20 protein-coding genes and 1 tRNA gene are annotated in these 22,048 nt (G+C 58.9%); 12 read left to right on the forward strand and 9 right to left on the reverse strand.

The window, feature by feature from the left end:
- The first annotated feature begins 1 nt into the window (after position 1).
- Positions 2–1,321, forward strand: coding sequence for a sigma-54-dependent transcriptional regulator (locus ABWW33_RS12960; protein WP_353401974.1), 1,320 nt, complete (start codon positions 2–4; stop codon positions 1,319–1,321).
- A gap of 43 nt (positions 1,322–1,364) precedes the next feature.
- Here ABWW33_RS12960 and ABWW33_RS12965 read toward each other — a convergent pair whose 3' ends face one another.
- Positions 1,365–1,928 (reverse strand): c-type cytochrome, encoded by a 564-nt coding sequence (locus ABWW33_RS12965; RefSeq protein WP_353401976.1) that lies wholly within the window; start codon positions 1,926–1,928, stop codon positions 1,365–1,367.
- A gap of 204 nt (positions 1,929–2,132) precedes the next feature.
- Here ABWW33_RS12965 and ABWW33_RS12970 point away from each other — a divergent pair.
- Together ABWW33_RS12970 and ABWW33_RS12975 are read left to right on the forward strand one after the other, a co-directional pair.
- Positions 2,133–2,208, forward strand: a tRNA-Arg gene (locus tag ABWW33_RS12970).
- A gap of 609 nt (positions 2,209–2,817) precedes the next feature.
- Complete coding sequence (locus ABWW33_RS12975; protein WP_353401977.1) at positions 2,818–3,498, forward strand: hypothetical protein; 681 nt, start codon at positions 2,818–2,820, stop codon at positions 3,496–3,498.
- A 97-nt stretch (positions 3,499–3,595) separates the two neighbouring features.
- Here the strand turns inward: ABWW33_RS12975 and ABWW33_RS12980 are convergent, their stop codons facing one another.
- The 6 genes from ABWW33_RS12980 to ABWW33_RS13005 form a co-directional block, all read right to left on the reverse strand.
- A complete protein-coding gene (locus ABWW33_RS12980; protein WP_353401979.1) occupies positions 3,596–4,642 on the reverse strand; it encodes a hypothetical protein in 1,047 nt (348 codons plus the stop codon).
- Positions 4,643–4,843: 201 nt separating this feature from the next.
- The gene (locus tag ABWW33_RS12985; RefSeq protein WP_353401981.1) at positions 4,844–5,326 is read right to left on the reverse strand and encodes a hypothetical protein; all 483 of its coding nucleotides are present in this window, start codon (positions 5,324–5,326) and stop codon (positions 4,844–4,846) included.
- Between the two features lie 9 nt (positions 5,327–5,335).
- Entirely contained in the window at positions 5,336–5,896 is a 561-nt protein-coding gene (locus ABWW33_RS12990; RefSeq protein ID WP_353401982.1) for a hypothetical protein, read from the reverse strand.
- On the reverse strand, positions 5,893–6,681 hold the full coding sequence (locus ABWW33_RS12995; RefSeq protein WP_353401983.1) for a TIGR04255 family protein: 789 nt from the start codon (positions 6,679–6,681) through the stop codon (positions 5,893–5,895). Before ABWW33_RS12995 ends, ABWW33_RS12990 begins: the two co-directional genes overlap by 4 nt.
- 57 nt (positions 6,682–6,738) lie before the next feature.
- The gene (locus ABWW33_RS13000; protein WP_353401985.1) at positions 6,739–7,179 is read right to left on the reverse strand and encodes a MerR family transcriptional regulator; all 441 of its coding nucleotides are present in this window, start codon (positions 7,177–7,179) and stop codon (positions 6,739–6,741) included.
- A gap of 116 nt (positions 7,180–7,295) precedes the next feature.
- Positions 7,296–7,862, reverse strand: a complete 567-nt coding sequence (locus ABWW33_RS13005) for a recombinase family protein (RefSeq protein WP_353401987.1) — start codon at positions 7,860–7,862, stop codon at positions 7,296–7,298.
- A gap of 222 nt (positions 7,863–8,084) precedes the next feature.
- Here ABWW33_RS13005 and ABWW33_RS13010 point away from each other — a divergent pair, with 222 nt between their 5' ends.
- Positions 8,085–10,034, forward strand: a complete 1,950-nt coding sequence (locus tag ABWW33_RS13010) for an ATP-dependent nuclease (protein ID WP_353401989.1) — start codon at positions 8,085–8,087, stop codon at positions 10,032–10,034.
- A gap of 745 nt (positions 10,035–10,779) precedes the next feature.
- Here the strand turns inward: ABWW33_RS13010 and ABWW33_RS13015 are convergent.
- Together ABWW33_RS13015 and ABWW33_RS13020 are read right to left on the reverse strand one after the other, a co-directional pair.
- Positions 10,780–11,868 carry a type II asparaginase gene (locus tag ABWW33_RS13015; protein WP_353401991.1) on the reverse strand — a complete coding sequence of 363 codons (1,089 nt, stop codon included), beginning with the start codon at positions 11,866–11,868 and terminating at the stop codon, positions 10,780–10,782.
- Between the two features lie 94 nt (positions 11,869–11,962).
- Entirely contained in the window at positions 11,963–12,943 is a 981-nt protein-coding gene (locus tag ABWW33_RS13020) for a porin (protein ID WP_353401993.1), read from the reverse strand.
- Between the two features lie 714 nt (positions 12,944–13,657).
- Here ABWW33_RS13020 and ABWW33_RS13025 point away from each other — a divergent pair.
- The 8 genes from ABWW33_RS13025 to ABWW33_RS13060 all read left to right on the forward strand — a co-directional run.
- On the forward strand, positions 13,658–14,143 hold the full coding sequence (locus ABWW33_RS13025; RefSeq protein ID WP_353401995.1) for a hypothetical protein: 486 nt from the start codon (positions 13,658–13,660) through the stop codon (positions 14,141–14,143).
- Between the two features lie 89 nt (positions 14,144–14,232).
- Positions 14,233–14,844 carry a hypothetical protein gene (locus ABWW33_RS13030; RefSeq protein WP_353401997.1) on the forward strand — a complete coding sequence of 204 codons (612 nt, stop codon included), beginning with the start codon at positions 14,233–14,235 and terminating at the stop codon, positions 14,842–14,844.
- An 82-nt stretch (positions 14,845–14,926) separates the two neighbouring features.
- The gene (locus ABWW33_RS13035; RefSeq protein ID WP_353401999.1) at positions 14,927–15,550 is read left to right on the forward strand and encodes a hypothetical protein; all 624 of its coding nucleotides are present in this window, start codon (positions 14,927–14,929) and stop codon (positions 15,548–15,550) included.
- A gap of 104 nt (positions 15,551–15,654) precedes the next feature.
- Entirely contained in the window at positions 15,655–18,624 is a 2,970-nt protein-coding gene (locus ABWW33_RS13040; RefSeq protein ID WP_353402000.1) for a hypothetical protein, read from the forward strand.
- Positions 18,621–19,310: a tail fiber protein gene (locus tag ABWW33_RS13045; protein ID WP_353402002.1), complete on the forward strand. Its 690-nt coding sequence runs from the start codon at positions 18,621–18,623 to the stop codon at positions 19,308–19,310. Before ABWW33_RS13040 ends, ABWW33_RS13045 begins: the two co-directional genes overlap by 4 nt.
- Positions 19,311–19,408: 98 nt before the next feature.
- Positions 19,409–20,485, forward strand: coding sequence for a chymotrypsin family serine protease (locus ABWW33_RS13050; RefSeq protein WP_353402004.1), 1,077 nt, complete (start codon positions 19,409–19,411; stop codon positions 20,483–20,485).
- 50 nt (positions 20,486–20,535) lie between these two features.
- Positions 20,536–20,763, forward strand: a complete 228-nt coding sequence (locus ABWW33_RS13055) for a hypothetical protein (protein WP_353402006.1) — start codon at positions 20,536–20,538, stop codon at positions 20,761–20,763.
- A gap of 76 nt (positions 20,764–20,839) precedes the next feature.
- The coding region (locus ABWW33_RS13060) for a sigma-54-dependent transcriptional regulator (protein ID WP_353402007.1) at positions 20,840–22,048 on the forward strand (1,209 nt) is incomplete at its 3' end.

Here is a 22,048-nt window from a genome sequence, read left to right on the forward strand (position 1 = left end):
AGTGCAGGCTATCCTGATCGAAGACGAAGCCGCGCTGCGCCTCGCCACCAGCCAGACGCTGGAGCTGGGCGGCTTCAGCGTGCAGGCCGTCGCCAGCGCCGAGGAAGCGCAGGGGCTGCTGCGCGCCGATTATCCCGGCGTGGTGGTCACCGACGTGCGCCTGCCGGGCCGCTCCGGGCTCGACCTGCTGGCGCAGATCGCCGCGCTGGATGCGGAATTGCCGGTCATCGTCGTCACCGGCCACGGCGACGTCGAGATGGCGGTGGCCGCGATGCGCAGCGGCGCCTATGACTTCATCGAAAAACCGTTCGCCACCGAGCGCCTGCTGGAGGCGGTGCGCCGCGCGCAGGAACGGCGCCGGCTGGTGCTGGAGAACCGCCAACTGCGCGCGGCCCGCGCCCGGCATCCGGACATGCCGGACCTGGTCGGCCGCTCCGCCGCCATCGAGCAGTTGAAAGTCATGATACGCAACGTCGCGCCGGCCGGCGTCGACGTGCTGATCAACGGCCAGACCGGCACCGGCAAGGAAGTGGTGGCGCGGCTGTTGCACGCGGCCAGCGGACGCAAGGGCAACTTCGTCGCCATCAACTGCGGCGCGTTGCCGGAATCGGTGTTTGAAAGCGAAATCTTCGGCCACGAGGCGGGCGCCTTCACCGGCGCGCAAAAGCGCCGCATCGGCAAGCTGGAGTTCGCGCACGGCGGCACCGTGTTCCTCGACGAAATCGAAAGCATGCCGATGGCCTTGCAGGTCAAGCTGCTGCGCGTGCTGCAGGAGCGCCGGCTGGAACGCCTGGGCGCCAACGAATCGGTCGCGCTGGAATGCACCATCGTCGCGGCGACCAAGGTCGACCTGCTGCAGCTGAGCGCGCAAGGCCAGTTCCGCGAGGATTTGTACTACCGCATCGGCGTGGTCAGCATTGACCTGCCGCGCTTGCGCGACCGGCGCGACGACATTCCTTTGCTGCTGGCGCACTTCGCCGCCGACGCGGCCGCCCGCTACCATCGTCCGCTGCCGGAGTGGAGTCCGCAGCAGATGGCGCAATGGCAGGCGGCGGAATGGCCGGGCAACGTGCGCGAGCTGCGCAACTTCGCCGAGCGGCTGGTGCTGGGGCTAGGACTAGGGCTGGGGACGGCTGCTGCTGCCGCCGGCGAGCCCTTGTCGCTGCCGCAGCAGGTCGATCATCATGAGCGCGAGCTGATCGTGCAGGCGCTGGCCGCGGTGGACGGCAATGTCGCGCTGGCGGCGGATCAGCTGATGGTTCCGCGCAAAACCCTCTACGACAAGCTGAAGAAATACCAGATCGCTTCCGGCCGCAAATAAAAAAACCGGCCATAGCGGCCGGTTCTTCAGGAGCAGCGGAAGCTTACTTGGCTGGAGCCGATGCGGCTGGAGCGGAAGCTGCTGCAGCGGCGGCTGGCGCCGGCGCTTCAGGTTCCTTGAACTTGGCGCCGCCTTTGTTGGCCATGTAGACCACGGCGCGGGCCACTTCGACGTCGTCCAGGTCCGGATTGCCGCCTTTGGCCGGCATGGCGCGGATACCTTCAACAGCGTGCTTGAGCAGGGTGTCGTAACCTTGCGCGATGCGGGCAGTCCATGCACCGGCGTCGCCGAACTTCGGAGCGCCGGCGGCACCGCTGCCGTGGCAGGCTGCGCAGGTCGAGGTGTAGATGGCTTCGCCGGACTGCAGCACTTTCGGTGCGTTCGCGTCTTTCAGCGTGAAGCCGGTGTCGGCGACAGGAGCGATACGTGCGGCGACTTCTTCAGGAGCCTGGCTGTTCGAGCCGCGGCCGGTCAATTTGTCTGCGGTGACGAACTGCACCAGCAGGATAATACCGATAACTGTAACCCCAAAGAAGCCAATCACCGCAGCAACGAGCTGCTTGGGCGTGCGGATGGCGGATTCGTGTTCGTTGTGTGCGTCGCTCATGATTTCCTTAACAGACTAAATTCGAAGCCGGGTGGCGTGCGAAAAATTGATCAGCCAGCTGCCTAGTAAAACCTTCACCAAACGGGCGATTATAGACGTAAAAATGCCTTCATGGAAACGCTAAGATGCTCAAAACGACACTTTCCATGGACGGGTGTCGATAAAAACGGTATCCTACGGCACACTTCAGAAATTCCCCTCCGTGCGGCTGTAGCTCAGTGGATAGAGTATTGGCCTCCGAAGCCAAGGGTCGTGGGTTCGATCCCCGCCAGCCGCACCACATTTTCCCTATAAAATTCAATCACTTAGGTCGTGCAGTATGTTGCAGGATAGTGCATTGAATTGCGTTATTTTGCAGTGTCACTGTGCCAAAAATGTGCCAAAAATATGGCTATATTTTTGCCACGCACTGTGGCGCTCAAGCGGCATTTTTTACACACGCACATTCACAATGCAAACGGCAGTAGCGTAGCTCGACAGCAGGAAGAGATCGAAATCGCGCATGGGCTTGCTCCTAAAGGGAAAGCCATATTTTCCCTAGCTTGGATCAATTCGACCGCAGAGTCCGCCGGAAATTTTTTTAATTTTTCTATGCGCGAAAATTTTTGACGGGGTGACCGATCCGCAGGCAAGAGTAGGGGGGGGGGGGCGGCCTTTGCGCCCCCCTATTGGGCGGGCGAAGCAGTTCGGCGATCCTATGCGACAGCCGACGCAGCGCCTCCGTTAGCAGGTGAACTGTGGGAGGCAGAAGTAGGGCATGGCGTGTTACGCCTACGTAGGGGCCGTGCGCGCTTCCAAGGGAAACGGATGCTTGCCACATCTATTTCGGAGTTGATTGCTTTGCAATTAATTGTGCGACAATTGGCATCTTTTTCTTGGAGTCCATATCATGCGCAAACAATGGAGCGCATTGCTGCTGGCAACTGCCGTGATAGCGCTGACTACCGCCAGCGCATTCGCTGCGCCTGTCACCTATCAGTTCAGCGGTCTTCTGACCGATATCCGCAATGGTGGGGCTGGATTTAACTTCGGCGATCATTTCACCGCCAATTTTACCTATGACGACAACCCCATTGCCGGTGCCTTGATTGAGCCTGGCCGGATGGTATACCCTACTGGTCAGTTTATCGTACAGGCAGCCACTAGCATCATGACCGGCACGCCCGTCTCGGAGTTGCAGGTCTTCGATAACTGGACAAATAGCTACAGCGGCTATCATAGCGCTGATGGCTTTTTTGTCAGCAGCTTTGTCTATGACGCGCGTGGTTTTACACTACTACAGTTCGATTTATGGGATAACAATAACGGTAGCAAACTGGATTCACTGCGCCTGCCAACGCAGGCTCAGTTGGTTAACCTCGCCAGTACAGGTCGCATTTTTATTCGTCGTTTTGACGACGGGATGGAAACTGGGCTGGCAAGTGGCAACTTCAGTGGAATCTCGCAGATTGCCTCTGTGCCTGAACCAGGTCAAGCATGGACGCTTATAGCAGGCCTGATGGCCATAGCATCAATTTTCCGTTCGCGAAAGGCGCTGCGGGCTGACCAGTTTCACCGAGCCGGCTCGTAACAAGGCCACAACGGGTTCGCGATGGTCGCCGCCGGTTCCGCTGACGGGGGGCGATGTGACGATATGGCGTACGAAATTTATACTGTCTACAGTCAAGTCACGTATTTGCCCATCCAATGCCCACCACCTCAAACTGCCCGTTTACTTGACCAGTGGGGAAGAGAGGGCCGGGCATGTTGGGCTTGTATTTGAACATAAAGGTGCTGTGGTGTATGCCATCAAATTGATCCCAGTAGCTAACTCGGCCGGTATACCACGCCTCTACAGGCGCCCCTGCGAAGGGCGGCATATCTGTCGGCAAACAACTTAGGGGCGTGGCCTGTAGTGAATAAGTTTCTCCAGGCAGTAATGGAATGCCGAAGCCTTCAAGGGGATTTACATTGCCAAGATCTTCAATAAGGGTGCGCGGATCTGTATCCGGCTTTGTGACTAGTAGCCGATGAGTCAAAGTGATTCTCATTGCAGGGGACTGCCCGAGGTTCTTAAACGTCAGATTGACCGCGCACGACGCTCCGACTTTAAAGTTCAGCAATTCATTTACCCCTACCGCCTGGCCTACACCGACCCAAGGTCGGTTAGAACGAACAAGTGTCTCACGTGCAGTTTTTGCCTGCTCAGCTGCGGCATCTGCCGCGACCTTCGTGATCCGCAATGACTCTTCCATCTCGTTCGCTTGCCGTTCGCTGCTGGCCTTGCTGTCCAAAAGTGCCTCGCGCGCCGTCTTGGCTTGCTCCGCTGCTGCGTCAGCCGCCACTCTCGTTATTCGCATTGACTCCTCAACCTCTGTAGCCTGACGTTCTCCATTCTTCTCGCTGTCCTTAGCGAGCTGGTTCGTGGATACCCACAATCGCCACGTGAAGATGGCTAAGACAGCTGTGGCCACGAACATGGCCACGTTCACATAGACAGCCCACCATTCCGCGCCCCAGTGGTCTACTGTTTTCTCTTTTTCCATCGCATCGGATGCCACGATGGTCAGCGTATTCGCGACCGGCCTAGCGTCGTTGGGGCGTGCGTCTGATGGGGGTGGTGAGGATGTCGCTTGCGCAGCCGCTGCTGGCTTTGGCGCCGCCGAGGTAGGCAGGATGACGGCGATGCTGGCAACTAGAACTGTTTGCGCCACTACTCGGAGAATCTTGACCATGTACTACCTGCGAAAGGTTGCCAATAGCACATGATGGCACATACGCGCGCCCATAGCTACTTCCCCATGTTCGCTCAAGCTAAGTGACACCGAAGTTTCCTATAGTAGGTATCACCAAACCAAGTATTCATGCGGGTTCGCGCCCGCCATGGTTAAAAGAACGGGTAATTCGTCAGGAAATTGAATACGTGAGCCTTGTAATCAGGGAGGCGGGACTAGTGGTCCAAATGCCTTAACCAGCGCCTCTCTCAGCTCCACTCGGTCACTTGGACTTAGACTCGCGCCATTAGGATCGGGCAGGTAGTAGATTTCTGCGTGGTGAATGCCCTCTGCCTCTGACGGAACATGCTGTAACGAGAAACCATGTCCCCTGGCCGTTTTAAGTTCTCGGATTGCGCCAACGCTGCCCCGAATAAATCCAGCATAGGCCATTTCCACTTCGGGGCGGCTTGCTCGTTTAGCTGCTTGTCGAGCAATGCCTAGCTTATGAACTTCCTCAGGTGGAGGCGCGTACTTATCCCAACTAATAGATTCACCCTCATAGCCGATTTCTCCTCCTCTTTTTTTAGAGAATGGAAATGTCGTATTATGGATGAGTTCTATCCCATCTGCGGTCATACGAGGGGCATCAATCAATCGACAGACTGATTGATCATTAGCTATTTCCTCGATATCGTAAGCCAATGACGACCTCTAATATTGAGGAATAGCCTCAATCACTTCTTGAGGTATCTTTTCGCCATCAAATAAAAGTCCATCAAAATACTCTGCGGCGGCCGTTGTTGCAGATTTCACCATATGGAAGCGCCAATCTTCAATTACCAAAATTAGCGGGGCATTTCCAGTCTGCCAAATTGCGGTAAGTCCTCCTTCGCCTTCAGGAGCAACTTTTGGAAGCAGCTTTGAATTGGGTAGTGCTTTGAAAAAAGCAATAGCGGAAGCAGCAGTTGCACCAGAAATGGCACCGCTTTCTTGTGCGCCATTTACGGAAGTAACGGGCAGAGCTAACTGGTGAATTAACTCACCCAGCTTTTCCCTTAGTTGATAGTCCAATATAGCGGACGCGCTAGCAATTTGGCCTGGAACAACCGCTAAATGATCAACAGCATTTGACGACTTTCCGCCGGCGATAACATGTTTACGATATTTTCTCAGCACGGCACCACTGTTGAGATTGAGCGTAAGAGATGCTCGCTTCGGATTCGCGGTCGGCCGTGTATCCGGGTCGTATACGGTAAAGGCTGAACAACTCATGCTTTCTTCCCCCACGCTTGTTGTTGTAATGTGGCAGCAGTAACGTCTGCAAAGCCATGGGTAATCCACTCATGAGCGAGGTCAAACCACCGTCGTCTTCCCTCCGCAGAAATATCATCCGATATCCCGCTTGCAGTGATATCTAGACGCACCATCTTGCTCGATTCAGGGACGCTGGCTACCTGCGCTGAGATGTGCAAGCGGCCGTAATTCTTGTCCAGAGGGTACGAGGTCGTCCAGTTAAATGACTCAGCATCAGGAAGAAAACGTGGGCCTTGGCTATTCCTAATATGGTCAACCAACACTCCGTCGATCCCAACCAAATCAAGACCATTTTGGGACGTTATGTGATTAACATAGGTCAGTTCGAATTGACGGTATCCCGGAGTAGGAATACCTGTTGACTTCAAAAAATCTTCAAAAATAGCAAGAGCTGCCTCGAACTCGGCTAAGTTAACCTCGTAGCTCGGGTAGAGATCGTCCGCTAATGTGCGCTTCCAGTTAAACAAGAACCTATCCTGCTGAACTTGGAGCAGCTTTCGCCCGTCCTCTGAAAGCAGCCAAGTACGCCGCAGCGGAGGAAGGAAATCCCACTCAACCGCTCCAGGTGGTTCTTCGACAATTGTCGGAACTGGTGGAGCGTCCTCAGTACGTGGATATTTGTCCTTAACCTGTTGCCAAAAAGCTCCCACATGTGCTGCCTTCAGCATATCTTGTGAAGCGAACAGCACCCCGAAGACGACCTCAACGACGGGGGGCTTCTCAAATTTTACAGGTTGGCTCATATGTCAATGTATAGCACGTTATGCGGCATAGTGCCTGAAGCCCCAACAGGACTCACATTAGGCCACTTTTTCTTGGGCGATTTTGATGCCTATTTCTCGTCGTACAGAGGCCAATTCGATGATGAACGCGAACGCCATCTGCCCAGAACTAAGTTGTTCCAAAATATTGCCGCTGCCGAAGTAAATGTCCACGCCGTCGGTTGCGACAAATTTCTTTGAGGTCAAATCTACGTCCACACCACGCCGCTGCAATGACCGAAAGGATTTCTTGAGGCGCAGCACGGATATACCCTGAACGAGCAATTTGCTGACTACGCGCAACAACAGGACATCCCCGTATGTGTACTTGCGAACATTCCCGCGTCCTCGGCTCTTTTCGCCAGTAGGTTCCACGATTTTGTGTCGACAGAGATAGTTCACCATATCCTCCGTAAGCCCTGAGATACGGGCGGCTGACTTGGCTGTGTGCCAGTCTACAACGACTTTAGGCTTCGTCACGGAGGTCATCATTGTACAGAGTCTAGCTCTAAACTCTATTTAGCAAAAGAACTATTTCGGTAGCCCGAGGTCAGGCGGTAGCGCCCTCAATGGCTCTTGAAATCGACGAGGAAAAACTACGCGCGGGAGACAACCGAAAGAACGGTTGCTCTGGAAACTCCGTAGAGCCGCGCCAGCGCACTCACACTCTCCTTGCGCTCGTAAGCTGCAATCATCGCTAAGCGCTGCTCTGGCGTCGTTTTCGCTGGCCGACCCAAGATCTTCCCCTCCGCCTTGGCGCGCGCCAGCCCTGCCTGTGTCCTTTCCACGATGAGGTCACGCTCCATCTCGGCAACTGCAGCCAACATGGCCAGCATCAGCTTGCCGGCAGGAGACGTCAGATCCAGCTTCCCGAGCTGAAGCACAATCACCTCAACCTGGAGCGTGCCGAGCGATTTAATCGTCGCCAACACGTCGGGGGCATCGCGCCCGAGGCGATCCAGTTTTGTCACAACCAGTGTGTCTTTCGCTCGGAGCTTACCCAAGAGGATGCCGAACTGCTTGCGCTGTGCCGCGTGCGCTTTGCCGCTCACCGTGTCTGCAAACCAATACTCGACCTTGTAGCCAGCCTGTTCGATTTCGTGCGGTTGGTTCTCTACCGTTTGCTCTAACGTAGACACCCGCCCATAGCCAAATACCGCCATTCCATGCCTCTGTTGTGTTGGAAAACGGTATAAATATAAATCAACATGTCGATTTATGCAAAGGCTAAATTTCCAACATGAAATGATTGGCGCCGAACAGGGTGTTGGAAAACGGTTATTTTTCAACAGGCTTGATGGGGGCGGGACCCGAAAATGATTCTGCCCAAAAGCAATGGCGTATGATGAGCGTAACGCTAATCTTCTGATATCGAGTACCGCTTCATGCACATCAAGAACGTACAACTTTCTCGCTTCAAGCAATTCAAGAAATCCAAGATAGATCTGAAGGAAAACCTGAGCCTAGTGGTTGGTGGCAATAACTCAGGTAAGTCTTCAATACTTCAGGCATTGGCAACTTGGCAATTTTGCAAGACCATTCTGGAAATTGAAAAGGGGCGCAGGGCTTGGGTATCTAATGTTGGGATTCAAGGCGTGGGCATGGGAATAGTAGACTTTACACCTATGAACGTTCCGTCTTTAGCTCATCTTTGGACCAACTTAAAGACCCAGAAGATCGACGAAGATGACGGATACACATTAAAAATCAAAGTAACGTGGGAAATACCGAGTGGGGAAGAGAAATTCCTTGAGATAGGAATGTCATTAGCAAATGATAGACTATTCATCAAGAATACGAATACGAACTTGTTGTTGAACGAGGTGCAGGACGAAGATGGCTACCCGATCGATAAGAACATGCTAAACGTTGCCTATCTTCCTCCGTTTGCCGGGGTGACAGATAGAGAATCCCGGTTGACCCCGGCTATGCGTGGCCGCTTGATTGGTCAAGGTCTTTCGGGTGGTGTAATACGAAACGCTTTGTTTGATTTGCATGAAGTGAATAAAATGGAACGATCAAAGCTCCGTATTGGACGTACCAAGATTAAAGATTCTGATCTTAAAACCTTACGAGAAACTGATCCATGGGAAATTCTGCAACGAACGATGCAGGAGATATTTGGAACAGAGCTTAAAATAATACCTTTCAATGAGCGTTATCACAGCTATCTGCGCGTCGAATGCACAAAAGGTAAATTCCTAACGGATGAAGCGCGATTTGAAAAGTTTCCGAATTTTTCCCCGCGCGATTTGATGGTGGAAGGAAGTGGCTTTTTGCAATGGCTCAGTGTATACGCGCTTGCACTCTCTCCTGAGTTGCACGTAATACTGTTGGATGAGCCTGATGCACATCTACACCCGTCACTACAACAACAACTGGTCTCCCAGCTTTCGGAAATTGCACGTTCTACGCATAAGCAAATTTTGCTCGCCACTCACTCGACTGAACTCATCAGGTCCTATGAACACGAAAAAATACTTTCGTTGCGAGATCGAAAGGGAAAGTATCTATCAGGTGATCAAGAAAAAATCAGTGTATTGGCAGGCATCGGCGCAGCGCATACATTGACACTTCATTCCCTAATTCAGCACAAGAGACTTCTAATTGTTGAAGGCGCCAGCGATGAACGTTTTCTTCGTATATTGGCAGAAAAATCTGGTATGCCTTGGCCGAAGAATTTAGTAGTTTGGGTTTGGACAGGTAAACATACTGAGCGCTATCATTTATATAGTCAGCTCAAAAAAGATATTCCAGATTTACAGGCCATTAGTATTCGTGATCGAGATGATGAAGCGGATGCTACTGTTGGAAGTGATCTAGTCGATAAATCTTTTAATTGCCATCCTGGATTTGTTGCACTTAAATGGCGAAGACGGCACATTGAAAATTATTTGCTGTGCGTCGGAACTATTGCACGTTGCGCAAACGTAGACAGTTCGATTGTTTTGGAAAAGTTTGCGGCTCATGCTCTTGCAATTCCTGAGGATATTACGGCATCCGACGTCCCTATTGCGATCAGAGACGCTAGAGGTAAAGAAATACTAAACGAAGGGATCAATTCCTTAAGGGAAACTCTAGGAGTAAGTCGGGATGATATTGCTGCGCAATTATTGCCTGACGAAATAGCGATGGACATTTTCACATTTTTCAATGCCATCTGCGATCTTTGCAAAACACGCATAGATGCACTTCCAACGCAAGAACTTTCCCAACCTATCGAAATCGGAAAAATACCGACCTCAGAAAACTTATTTGACCATACTTTATCAGTTTCGCACGTTACGGAACTAGATGTGACAGTAAGCGGCCTTTCGCCGTTGGACAACCAATAAAGTAAATTTTGTTAAGGAGTATGGGAGGCACCCGATACTACGGGCTGAATACATATTTTTGACTATGGCTGTGAACATCGATAGCGTCACTCTGGCTTCCCCAGTTGAAATCGCAAATTACCATAGTGTAAATTAGATAACTCCTCCCAGGGCATCAGCATTTTCTTATAACATTTTCGCCACTTCCCCCGCAACCGCTTCGGAGTCTCGTCGGCGCCATCATTACCTATACGCCCTAGCAGCTTGCGGCGGAATAACCGACTGCGTTCACTAGGAGTCGCCGCCAAGTTACTCCGATACCGCAGCTCATGGCAATGCCGACACGCCAGCTCACCGCCTCGGTAGTAGAGAGACTGAAAATTCCCCTCATGCGCGCGAGGGCACTTAAGGAGGGGCCGGACTCGGTCATTTAGGCACCGAACGGCCACGATGTCCGCCAACCACACTCGGGCGCCCAGATAGACCGCCATCTTCGCAGTCGGAGGGCGATAGATGCTCTGAAAGGCGAATGGTGAAGCTATGCGCATCAGTGATACATCTCATTACAAATGATGATTGGCGAAATATGGCGCGGCGCAGCATAATTTCTCTGTCTCCTCCAACTCCCTCCAAGGATTGGATTTAACCCGCCCCAGTTGGCGGGTTTTTTTTGTCAAAATTGTGGCTTTGGGATTGATGGGGTAAGTACTCGCCGTTGCTAAAGCTCGTGGGGCAAGTTCGACTTTTCCCCATCATCAACGATGACTTAGTAGGTGTAGAACATGCGCTGGATTTCCTTGCTGTCGCTGGTCTTGGTCAGCGCCAGCATCAGCAGGATGCGCGCCTTTTGCGGGCTCAGCGTATCGGAGACCACGAAGTCCAGCTCGTCGTCGTTGGCTTCGCCGTTGCGGGCCACGATGCCCTGGCCGACGCGGGCCGAGCGCACGATCAGCACGCCTTGCTTGCGGGCCGCAGTCAGCGAAGGCAAGACCTTGGACGCCAGGCTGCCGTCGCCGACGCCGGCGTGGATGATGCCCTTGGCACCAGCGGCCACCAGTGCATTCAGCGCGACCGGGCTGACGTTGGCGTAGCCATAGACGATGTCGACCTGCGGCAGCGCGTCCAGCTTGCTGATGTCAAACTCGGTGTCTGTCGTGTGCTTGCGGGTCGACGCATGGTAGAAGTAAGCCTTGTTGCCCTGGATGTAGCCCAGCATGCCCAGCTCCGGCGTCTTGAAGCTGTCCAGGGTCGAGGTGTTGGTCTTGGTGACGTCGCGCGCGCCCTGGATCTGGTCGTTCAAAGCCACCAGCACGCCCTTGCCGACGGCTTCCTTGCTGGCCGCCAGCAGCACCGCGTTATACAGGTTGATCGGGCCGTCCGCCGACAGCGCGGTGCCCGGACGCATGGCGCCGACCAGCACCACCGGCTTCTTGCTCTTCACCACCAGGTCGAGGAAGTAGGCGGTCTCTTCCAGCGTGTCGGTGCCGTGGGTGATGACGATGCCGTCGACGTCCGGCTGCGCCAGCAGCGTGTTGACGCGCTTGGCCAGCACCAGCCAGTGTTCGTTGCTCATGTTTTCGCTGGCGATCTGGAACACTTGCTCGCCCTTGACTTGCGCCACCTTGGCCAGTTCCGGCACGGCGGCGATCAGGCGGTCGACCCCGACTGTAGCGGCGGTGTAGCCGACCGTGGTGGTGCTGGTGGCCCCGCTGCCGGCGATGGTGCCGCCGGTGGCCAGGATGGTCACATGGGCCGATGGCGCGGCGTCGGCGGCGCGAACCGCTGGAACGGACCCGGCCAGCAGCGCCAGGGCGCACAGCGCGGACAACAGACGGGAGGAAATAGGAACGAACATAGAGTCTCCAAGAGAGTTAAGGGGGATGGATAGGGCCTGATCCCGAAAGGGGCCAAACCCCGGTGGTGCTTTGTGGGTTTTATTCGCCGGGATGTCAGAACTTATGCCGGATCCCGACCGACAGTGCTCGCGATCCATCTCCGGCAGCCGGCGCGCTGCCACCGCTGGAGGCATCGCCCACCACGTTGGTGGCGGCCAGTTCGTTGCGGATGCTGCCGAATGAACTGTAGAGGTTGGTGCGTTTGGAAAGCGTGTAGGTATAGCCCACCGCAAACTGTCTTCCGCCCCGCTGGGTCGCGGAACGGTCCTGTTTTTTCACATACGAGGCCAGCAGCTTGCCCTGTCCAAGCGGCACTGAGGCACCCAGCAGGAAGTCGCGGAAATCGCCGCCGACGTCGTTCTTTTCGGTTTCAAACGCGGCGTGCACTGTCGCGGGGCCGAAGTTGTAGCTGGCGCCCAGCAGGACCTCTTTCATCGTATTGAAAGAAGTGACCTTCAGGCTGTCATATGCCAGGGTTCCCACCAACGGGCCTGCGGCGTAGTCGATGGAAAAAGCGATGGTACGGCCCAAGGTGCTATCGCCGGCCTGTTCGCCAAAACCAACCATCACGGTGGCCGACAGGCCATTCAGCCTGGGCGTTGCATAGCTGACGGTGTTATTGGTACGTGCCGTGCCGATGCTCATCAGGTTGGTGGCGGCACCGGTAAAGCCGGTTTCAAAGGGGTCGATGCCGTCCAGCGCGATGAAGATCGGGTTGCATTGACGGCCCAGGTTGACTGTACCGGCGCTGGTCGTCATGCCGACATAGGCATGGCGGCCGAACAAGGCGCCGTTCTGGCGCGCCTTGCCGGTGTCGAGATCCAGCCCGTTCTCCAGCACGAAGTGGGCGTTCATGCCATTGCCCAGGTCCTCCTGCCCCTTGAAGCCCAGCCGGCTGCCGGACTGCACGCCTGTGGCCAGCTTGGTGACCGCGCCATCGGCGCCCCCGGTTTCGCGGGCGATGCCCGCGTCCAGTATGCCGTAGACGGTGATGCCGGATTGCGCCGAGGCGGCACCGGCTGCGGAGGCGAGCAAGAGCCCAGCTACTAGTGATGTTTTCATAAACGATCCAATAAGATTGTGCGATAGGTGCAACTACGCGACCGGGCACTGGAATACCGCACCCGGAAAATCGAGGGTGCGGCAATACCCGCCGGACCTGCGGGAGCAAGGTCCGGACTCGGTCAGCCGTGAAATTAGCGATGGAGTGGCGCTGCCGGCGCTTGCGTCAAGAAGCCGGTCTGCGCGTTCGGGCGGGAATTACTTTGTTCATTGTCTTTGTCTCCGTTTTATTTATAGTAAAAAGCGATTCGAAGCGGATGACCGCCATCGAATATCCTTTTCACAATAGAGATAGCACTATCTGTGCCACGGAAGTGGCAAGCCGGGCTATTGAGCCAAGCCGTTGATTACATGATGTTTTTTTTGAAGTGGGCGGTGCCAGACACCGGTGCCCGAGTATGAACTTTCATACTCGGACCTCAAGCTGAGTATCAATTTCGTTAACGCCGCCGCGCTCGAAGAGATAGGCAAGCTCGATGTATCCGCATTTGCGATCCCGCTGTTGACATGGCAAGACAAGGTCGTTGACATGTCAAATCCGCACTGTTTGACACTTCAGGCATGGTTTTTGAGCCTTTTTGCGCTCTGCCAGCCGTATTTTGCATGGCATGGAATTTGAAGTTGAAGAGAGCGTCCCGGCTGCCGCCGGCCTAGCTTCATTCATCTGTTCCAGAGCAGGGTTTTGCCATGAATATTCCTCTTACTTCCTCCCCGCACCGCGCCGACGTGGCGCAGTTTGGCGTGCTGCCGCTGCCTGCCATGCCGGCGGCGCAGGCGTGGACCATGCAGTTCCAGGTCAGCCTGAATGAGGAGCACGTTTTCCTGACGCTGCGCGATGACGGCAGCCACGTCATCGATCTGGGCGAACGGGTCCATCACTACTGCTTGCTGGTGCTGGCGCGGCTGCGGCTGGCCGACGCGGCACGCGGCATCGAGTCCGGCAGCCAGGGCTGGGTAGGGATCGAGCAACTGCTGAAGATGCTTGGCATGGACGGCGGCCATTTGAATATTCAGCTGTTCAGGGCTCGCCGCCAACTGCTGCAGGTGCTGCCGGCCATGCAGCTGGTCGAGCGGCGGCGTGGCGAGCTGCGCTTTGGCAGCTTTGGCGTGCGCATCGTGCGCGGCGCCACGCTGGAGGCGCAGCTGCCACCGCCGGCCGTGGCGTGGCCGTAACGGCGCGTAATGACGTGTAATCGCCAGCGCGCCAGCGCACCGATATATTAGCTTCATGCAAGACGAAACAGAGGTCCGACTTCATGACGATGCAACTGACTTTCTTGAACCAGCTAGCCGATGGCGGCGATGCCGATGTGGTGCTGTTCCAGCAGTTGGGCTTGCCCGGTGCGTCGTGTCAGCCGGTGGTATGGAAGGCGATACGCCATTGCGGCCGGGATTGTAGTCATCCGTTCCGCTATGCGGCGGCGGTGCAGCTGGGCGTGATCGATGCCTATGGCAACCATACGCCGCGCATCGCGGCAGGCGCCGGCGGCCGTTATCGCTACGCATCGCTGGCTGTGGGACGGCAGTTGCAGGTCGCCGGGCACGATGGCGGCAGTGATCTGCTGCTGGTCAGGAATGAATTGCCGCGCGGCGCAATCCGCGCGCTATTGAGCAAAGCCGGGCGGGCGCTTGCAGTCAGCCAGCCGGTGGCGCCGCTGCAGATCGCCGGTTTTCGGCTGGGACCGCCGGTGCTGTGGATAGCGACAGCCTATGGCCTGGCGGAGGGGCAGGCGGTGCCGGCGTCACTGGCAGCGCAGGCCACGGCCTTGCCGCTGGCGGGGCTGGCCAGTGCCACTATCGTGCTGCGCGGCGGTGGCCACGGGGCGCAAGCCAGATCGCATCTGTTCACGCTGGAGCAGCAAGTGCGGGCGTGAGCGTAAGAGTAGTAACTGTAGTGGTAGCAACGTTCTGCGCATGGTGCGCCGGATGATTTTTTCAAACTTAGGAGAAGCCAACATGCTTAGCGCAATCAAACTGACTTTCAAAAACCTGTCCAATGACGTCAATAATTCGAAGGTGTATTTCTTCCAGCGTAATGTGGTGGCCAGCCAGAACGAGCTGCCGGTCGCCTGGAAAGTGATCGAAAACTGCGGCAAGAGCGATACCAATTCGTTTGACTTCCCGTTGGACATGCAAGTCGGCGTGACCGACAGCTATAACAATGTCACGCCGCTGCTGGATGCAGTGCCCGGCCAGTCGTTCGAAGTGGTGTTGGACCATTCCGGCGATGTGCTCCAGGAACTGGGCAACGCCACCAGCACGACCGAAGTACAGATCAACAACAACATGGCCAGCGGCGCTTTCACCGGCGGCATCTACAAGGGCGGAAAGCTGCTGGCCTGTAAGACCGGCGTGTATCCGAACAGCATGGCTACCTTCCAGTTCCGGCCATTCATCTGGGTCGGCGCCGCTTCGCAAGTGGTGGAAGGCGAAGTGATGAAATCGGCGGTGCTGAGCCAGTCCAACAAGCAATTCTCGCTGGAAGGCATCGCCAGCGCGACCATCGTCATGTACGGCGGCGGCGCCGGCCCGTCGGCACAGCCCCTGACCTTCGCGCTGGAAGACCTGCAATACGCCTGATCGATGCAGCGCGCTACTGAAGCGGTACGGTGAGCATGCCGGGGCCTCCGGTCCCGGCATGCTCACCGGCCGTGCCTCTTCCCCTCCATCTTGGAATCTGAGCGATGAACGAGATATGCAATAAGAAGTGGACTACGCTAGCCGGCAAACTCGTCTTCACGTTCAGTATCCCGCGGAAGCCGGAGACCGAGCTGCCTGCGATCGTGCAAATCGCCTACCGCGACAGTCCGGGCAAGCCGCACCGGATTGAATTGAAGGGTGAAGAGCCGTTCCAGGCGAAGCTGGCATTCCGGGCCAAAGATGGCAGCGTGCTGTGCGAAGTCAGCGGCAGCTTGCAGAAACAAGTGCACGTGCACGGCGATGGCCGGGGGCACGTGGGCATCTGGGTCGAACTGGACTATGGTGTGCCGCCGATGGACAGCGTGGAAGGCTTCCTGGCATGGTGCACGACCTCCAGTCACATACCCGATCCACCGGTGCCGCCATTCCCCCCCGATCCGCCTTATCCGCCGCTGCCGGACGATGCGCTGGCGCAGCTGCCGGTGGTCGGCAGTGCACGTGAAGAGCTGTTCCCCTACGTCTACATGCGCAAGTGGCCGCAGCCGGCGGCGGCGCTGCTGGCGCAGTGTTTTGTCTATTACCTGGCGCCGCCGGAGCCGCCCAAGACCAGCCTGTACGGACAGTTGCTGGAGGCCGGCACCCCGGCGCAGCGCACAGCGCTGGCGGTGCAGTTCATCGACGGCAGCGCCCCGTTCGTGCCGGGACAGTACCTGCGTGGGCCGGAGCCGCTGGGCAGCAGCGCTCAGCGCCTGCTTGCCGTGGCCCCGTTGCTGGACCGTTGGCTGGCCGGCGTGGAGCACTGTCCGTTCGCGTTACGGCGGCAGATCGAGGAACTGTTCGATGTCACGGACTGGCTGGGCATGCAAAGCGCGTTGCTGGCGCCGGACTTTCTGGGCGACATCGAGCGCCTGTGGCAAAGTTATTTTGCGCTGGTGATCGTGCTGGGCTACCAGCGTCCATGGATGGAGTGCGTCTACAGCATGTTGGCCGCGCATCATGCGCTGCAATACCTGTTCACCCCGCTGCCGGCGATCGATCCCTTGCAGCTGGAGCCGCCATTGGCGACGCCGGAACTGGTGCGGCGCCTGCGCGACGCCTCGCTGGTGGCTCCGGTCGCGGTATCGCCGCTGCCGGCGGCCAAGGCTGAAGCCGGCGTCGCCGGGCCCGTTGGTCCCGGCGGCTGGATCGAGCCGTATTCGATAGGCGACCTGCACCTGGTGCGGCAGCGCCTGGCGGGCTACCGGCTGGGCGAAGTGGCCAGCGTCGAGAACGTCATGCGGGGCGAACGCAAGGAAGTGGGCCGCCGGCGTATGCAACGCCAGGTCGATAGCCGCAGCAGCGACAGTGCCAGCGCCGAGACGCTGGAGAACCAGGCCGGCGACCTGCGCCACAATTTGTACCAGGAAATGCGTGCGACCATCGCCGAGCAAAACGTCAGCAATGTGTACGACAATTTCAACACCAGTTATGGGCCGCCGACGGCGGCCAAGCTGACCGGGAACTGGACCGAGCACACCACGGCCGGTGCGTTGCCGGCCACCGATGACGCGATCCATTTTGCCCATACGCTGTTGAACGCCACGGTGGGACGGATACGCCGCACCATCAGCCAGGCGCGCAGCAGCAGCACCTTGCATCAGAGCGAGGAAACGCTCACCAGCCTGATCGACAATTCCAGCGGCGCCACGCCGCTGACGGCGGTGTTCCACTGGGTGAACAAGGTTTACGAGACCGACGTGGTCAACTACGGCAAGCGTTTGCTGGTCGAGTTCATGCTGGACAAGCCGGCGGCTGACTTCATCCGCGAACAGCGCCGCCTGGACGGCCGCTCGTTTGCGCGGCCGCCGGCGCCGGCGCAGGCCGGGATCACGTCGTTCCGCGCCATCCAGCCGGACAACTACGCCGAACTGGCGGCGCTGTACGACGTGATCGAGATTGAACCGCCGCCACAGGCCACCCGGCTGATCTCGGCAACCTTGCGCAGCGGTGATGAAAAACTGGTCGTGCTGCCGGCCGGCTATCGCGCGCACGATGCCAAGGTGCGCTACATCAGCGTGGCGGCCTCGCAGGCGGTGCCGATAGTGCTGGTCGGCACGGAGAAATTCGATGGCGCTACCGAGCCAGCCACGCGCAGCTTCGGCCAGGACGGCGCGATGCCGATTTCGGTCAGTCCCGACGTCGGGCTTGCGCCACCTTCCGAGGCCGTCGCCATGCCGCTGAACCTGGCGATGGCGGACCGCGCCGGCATAGTCGCCTCCGCGCCGGCTCCCGCACCGGCACCGCCCGCGCCATTGCCGCTGCCGACGCCGGATGTGCTGGTCAATGTCGACATTGACTGCCGGCCGGTCGAGACGCTGATGGACGACTGGCGCATCAAGACGTATGGCGCGATCATGCGCGCCTACCAACTGCAGCTGGCGCGCTTCTTCGAAGCCGGGGTGGGGAACGACTTGCCGCGTGGCCCGGTACGTTCGCCGGCGGCCAACCGTGACATCGAACGCGCCGCGCTGCGGCGCGGCTGCACGCGGCTGCTGATGGCGCGCCACCTGAGCCTGGACAGCACGCAGGACGAGGCGGCCGCGCCGGCCGAGTTCGACGTCAACGAGCCGCGCTACCTGCAATTTTTCGACGCGCTGTTCGAATGGGGGGAGATGAGTTATCGCTGGTACGACGGCGCCGGCGCCGCCATCGACGCCGACGATATTGGTGCCGGCCAGGACGCCCAGTTCACCATGTTCCTGAGCGCCGACCTGGCGCGCGTGATGCTGCCGGTGGCGCCGGAACGGGTCATGGCGCTGCTGTACTTCCTGTCCAGCGGCATGGTCTGGGATGGCGGCAACCACGCCGCACCGCTCAATGCGGGGGATGTGACCCTGGCCGCCGACCTGAAGGAATCCGGCCTGCAGCGCAGTCACAATCCGCAACGCATCGGCGCCTGCTGGGAAGTGGTGGTGCCGACTACGATGCAATTGTTACGGGACAAATTGCTGCTGTTGAAGGACGAGCTGCCATGAGGCGCCCGCCGTTTCCGCAGTGGCCGCCGGTGCCACGCCACTTGCCGTGGATCGAGCCGCCTGCGTTCGGCGAGCTGCCGGTCGGCAGCGTCACCGCGTTTGCCGGCAAGCTGGGCACGCCGGTGCCGGACACGGCCAAGCCGCCCGACCTGCCGCAGCCGGATGGCCCGAACCGGACTGACGCGGTCGAGGCGTGGGGCTGGATGCTGTGCGATGGCCGCGCGCTGGGCTGCAGCGACTACCCGCTGCTGTTCGCGGCGCTTGGCCGGCAATACGGCGGCGCTGGCGATGACCAGACGGGCAGCTTTTGCCTGCCCGATTACCGCGGCTATGTCCTGCGCGCGGTCGACAACGGCGCCGGCGTCGATCCGCCGCCGACGGAACGTACCCTGCCGGCCGGCGGCAAGGGCACGGTGGACCAGGTCGGATCGATCCAGCAGGATGCGTTGCAGAATCATGAGCACGGCTATCTGGCGGCGGCCAGCTCGGCCGCAGGCGGGGCCGGCAAGTCGGCCATTCCCGGCATCAGCGATACGCTGACCGACCTGGGGCCGACCGACGTGCTGCCGCCGGGCGCCAACGGGGTACGGGTCAGCAGCGAGACGCGGGCCAAGAATATCTATGTGCATTACCTGATCAAGTACACCTACGGGCTGGGGCCCAGCTTTCCCGCCTTCCCGCTGTAATCGCGTGTAATCGACTTGCGGCGCCGGCTTGCTGATGATGGCAATGCTGCCTGTGTGGCAAGCACAACCATCCATTCACCCTTTTTGAGGAACTGTATATGAAATCGAATCTGACCTTGACGCAACTGGCGAACTTCGGCATCGACGAACGCCAGCGCGACTTGCTGCTGGCCGATCACGCCAAGCTGGTCGCCGAGCATTTGCATGCGGAGCACTCGAATGTCGTCGGCGTGGGTATCACGGCCAACCCGGAGCCCAATTCCCAGAACGACAGCGTGGCCCTGGTGCTGCTGCTGAAGAAGGAGCAGCACCAGGCCGCCGCCCTGTACGGCGAGCGAAGCGCCAGCGGATGGAAAATCCTGTACGAGGTGACCGGCGAGATTCGTCCATTGAACCATGCCGCCGCCAGTGCTTGTGCCGAGCTGGACACGCCCGGGCTGACGGCCGGCTTCCGCGCCAAATATCGTCCGGTGCCGGGCGGCGTATCGGTCAGTGCCGCAGCCTCCGGCGTACTGACCGGCACCATCGGATGCCAGGTTGTATCGAACGGCAAGACCTATATGCTCAGCAACAACCACATCCTGGCCAACACCAACCGCCTGTCTGCAGGTGCGGTGATCATTCAGCCCGGCAGCGCCGACGGAGGCTCTGCCGGCGATGCGGTCGGGAAATTGTCGGCGGTCGCGGCCATGGTGGCCTCCACACCGTCCGCGCCGGTCAACAATGCCGCCGATGCGGCGATCGCCGCCTACGACGAGGGCATCGCCAGTAGCGCCCTGCTGAAGAAGACCGACAGCACCGACTATAGCCTGGCGTCGCCGGTCGTCGCGGGCTCGGTGGGCCTCGAAGTGCAGAAAAGCGGCCGCACAACGGATTACACTACGGGTAAGATCAAGACCATCCACCTGACGATCAAGATGCCCTACCCGGACGGCAAGGAGTATCAGTTCAGCGACGCCTTCTCGATCGAGCCGGCAGTGTCGACCTCGGCATTCAGCCTGTCGGGGGATAGCGGTTCGATCGTCAGCACGGTGGACGGCAACCATCCGGTCGGCTTGCTGTTTGCCGGCAACAGCAGTGCGCCTTACCTGAGCATCGCCAATGCCTTGCCTGGCGTACTGGCGGCGCTGAAGGCGGCCAACAGCGGCCATGACGTGACGATCAAGTACAGCTGATCGATGCCGGGCGCGCCGGCCAAGGCCGGCGCGCCCTTGAAGGAGAACGAATGCAGCACACGATCGAGGCAGTGCTGGCGCGGCATGCGCCGCAGTGGATGGCGTTGGCCGGCGTGGTTGGCGCCGGCTTGACGGAACTGGACGGCGCGCCAGCCATCGTGGTGCAGGTGCAGGCCTTGACGCCGGCGCTGGCGGCGGCGTTGCCGTCAGCGCTGGAAGGTTACCCCGTCACAGTGCAGGCGGTGGGGCAGATCCTGCCCTTGGGGGGGCGGGCCTAGCGCCGGCGGGTGTTGCCGGGCAAGCGCTGCGCTTGCTCTATAATCGGCCTTTCTTTGCTGCCGATTGCCGCTTGCCGTGACTGACGCCGACAAAACCCTGACCACGCCCTTGTCCGTGCTGGCCCATGGTGCTGCACCGCTGCTGGGCTTGACGCTGTTGTGGCATCCCGAGCCGCAGCGCGTGGGCCAGCAATATCTCGGGCCTGGCATTGCAGGCCGCATCGAACTGAACCGCTTTTTGCCGCTGTTCCAGCACCCGGGCCAGGAGGGCGCCGCGCTGGGCCACCGCTGCATCGCGCGCAGCCCGTTGCAGATCCAGCGCCAGGCCGACGACAGTGTCGTCATCACCGCCCCCGCCAGCGGCATGGCGCTGGCCATCGACAACCAGCGCGTGACGCAGGCCAGCCAGTGGCTGTCGTCCGACCAGGTGGCGCGCGGCGTGGTGCTGGGATTGGGCGGCCAGATTCTGTTGTGCCTGCACTGGGTGCGCGACTTGCCCAAGCGGAATGCGCTGCCAGGGGTACTGGGGGGGAGCGCCGCGGCGGTGGCGCTGCGCGACCAGATCCGCCAAGTGGCGCGTACCGAGTTGCCAGTGCTGCTGCTGGGCGAGACCGGCACCGGCAAGGACGTCGCGGCGCGCGCGATCCATGCCGCCAGCAGCCGCAAGGACCGGCCGTTCGTGGCGGTGAACATGGCGGCGCTGAGCGAAGCACTGGCGCCGGCCGACCTGTTCGGCGCGGTCAAGGGCGCCTACACCGGCGCGACGGCGGCGCGGGCCGGCCTGTTTGCCGAAGCCGGCGACGGCACCCTGTTTCTCGACGAGATAGCCGACACGCCAGCCCCGGTCCAGCCCATGCTGCTGCGGGTGCTGGAGAACGGCGAATATCGTCCGCTGGGGGCGCGCCACAACCTGCAGTCGCAGGCGCGGCTGATCACCGCCACCGACCAGGATCTGAGCTCGCGTGCCTTCAATCAGGCCTTGCTGCGGCGGATGGAAGCCTACGTGATACGGGTGCCGGCCTTGCGCGAGCGGCGCGAGGATATCGGCGTGCTGATACGCCATTTCGCGCAGCAGTGGTCGGAGCAGTCGGGCCAGTCGGTGGAACTGCCGGCCGCGCTGGTGGCCGAATTGTGCTGCTACGATTGGCCCGGCAATATCCGCCAGCTGGCCCACGTGGTGCGCCTGGCCCATCACAACCGCAACAACAACACGGCCACGCTGAAGAACACCAGCAGCGCCAAGAACACCGTGCTGACGGCGCTGTACGACTTCGGCGTGGCGAAG

Origin of the sequence: Duganella hordei (assembly GCF_040369125.1) — a bacterium.
GTDB classification, from domain to species: domain Bacteria; phylum Pseudomonadota; class Gammaproteobacteria; order Burkholderiales; family Burkholderiaceae_D; genus Rugamonas; species Rugamonas hordei.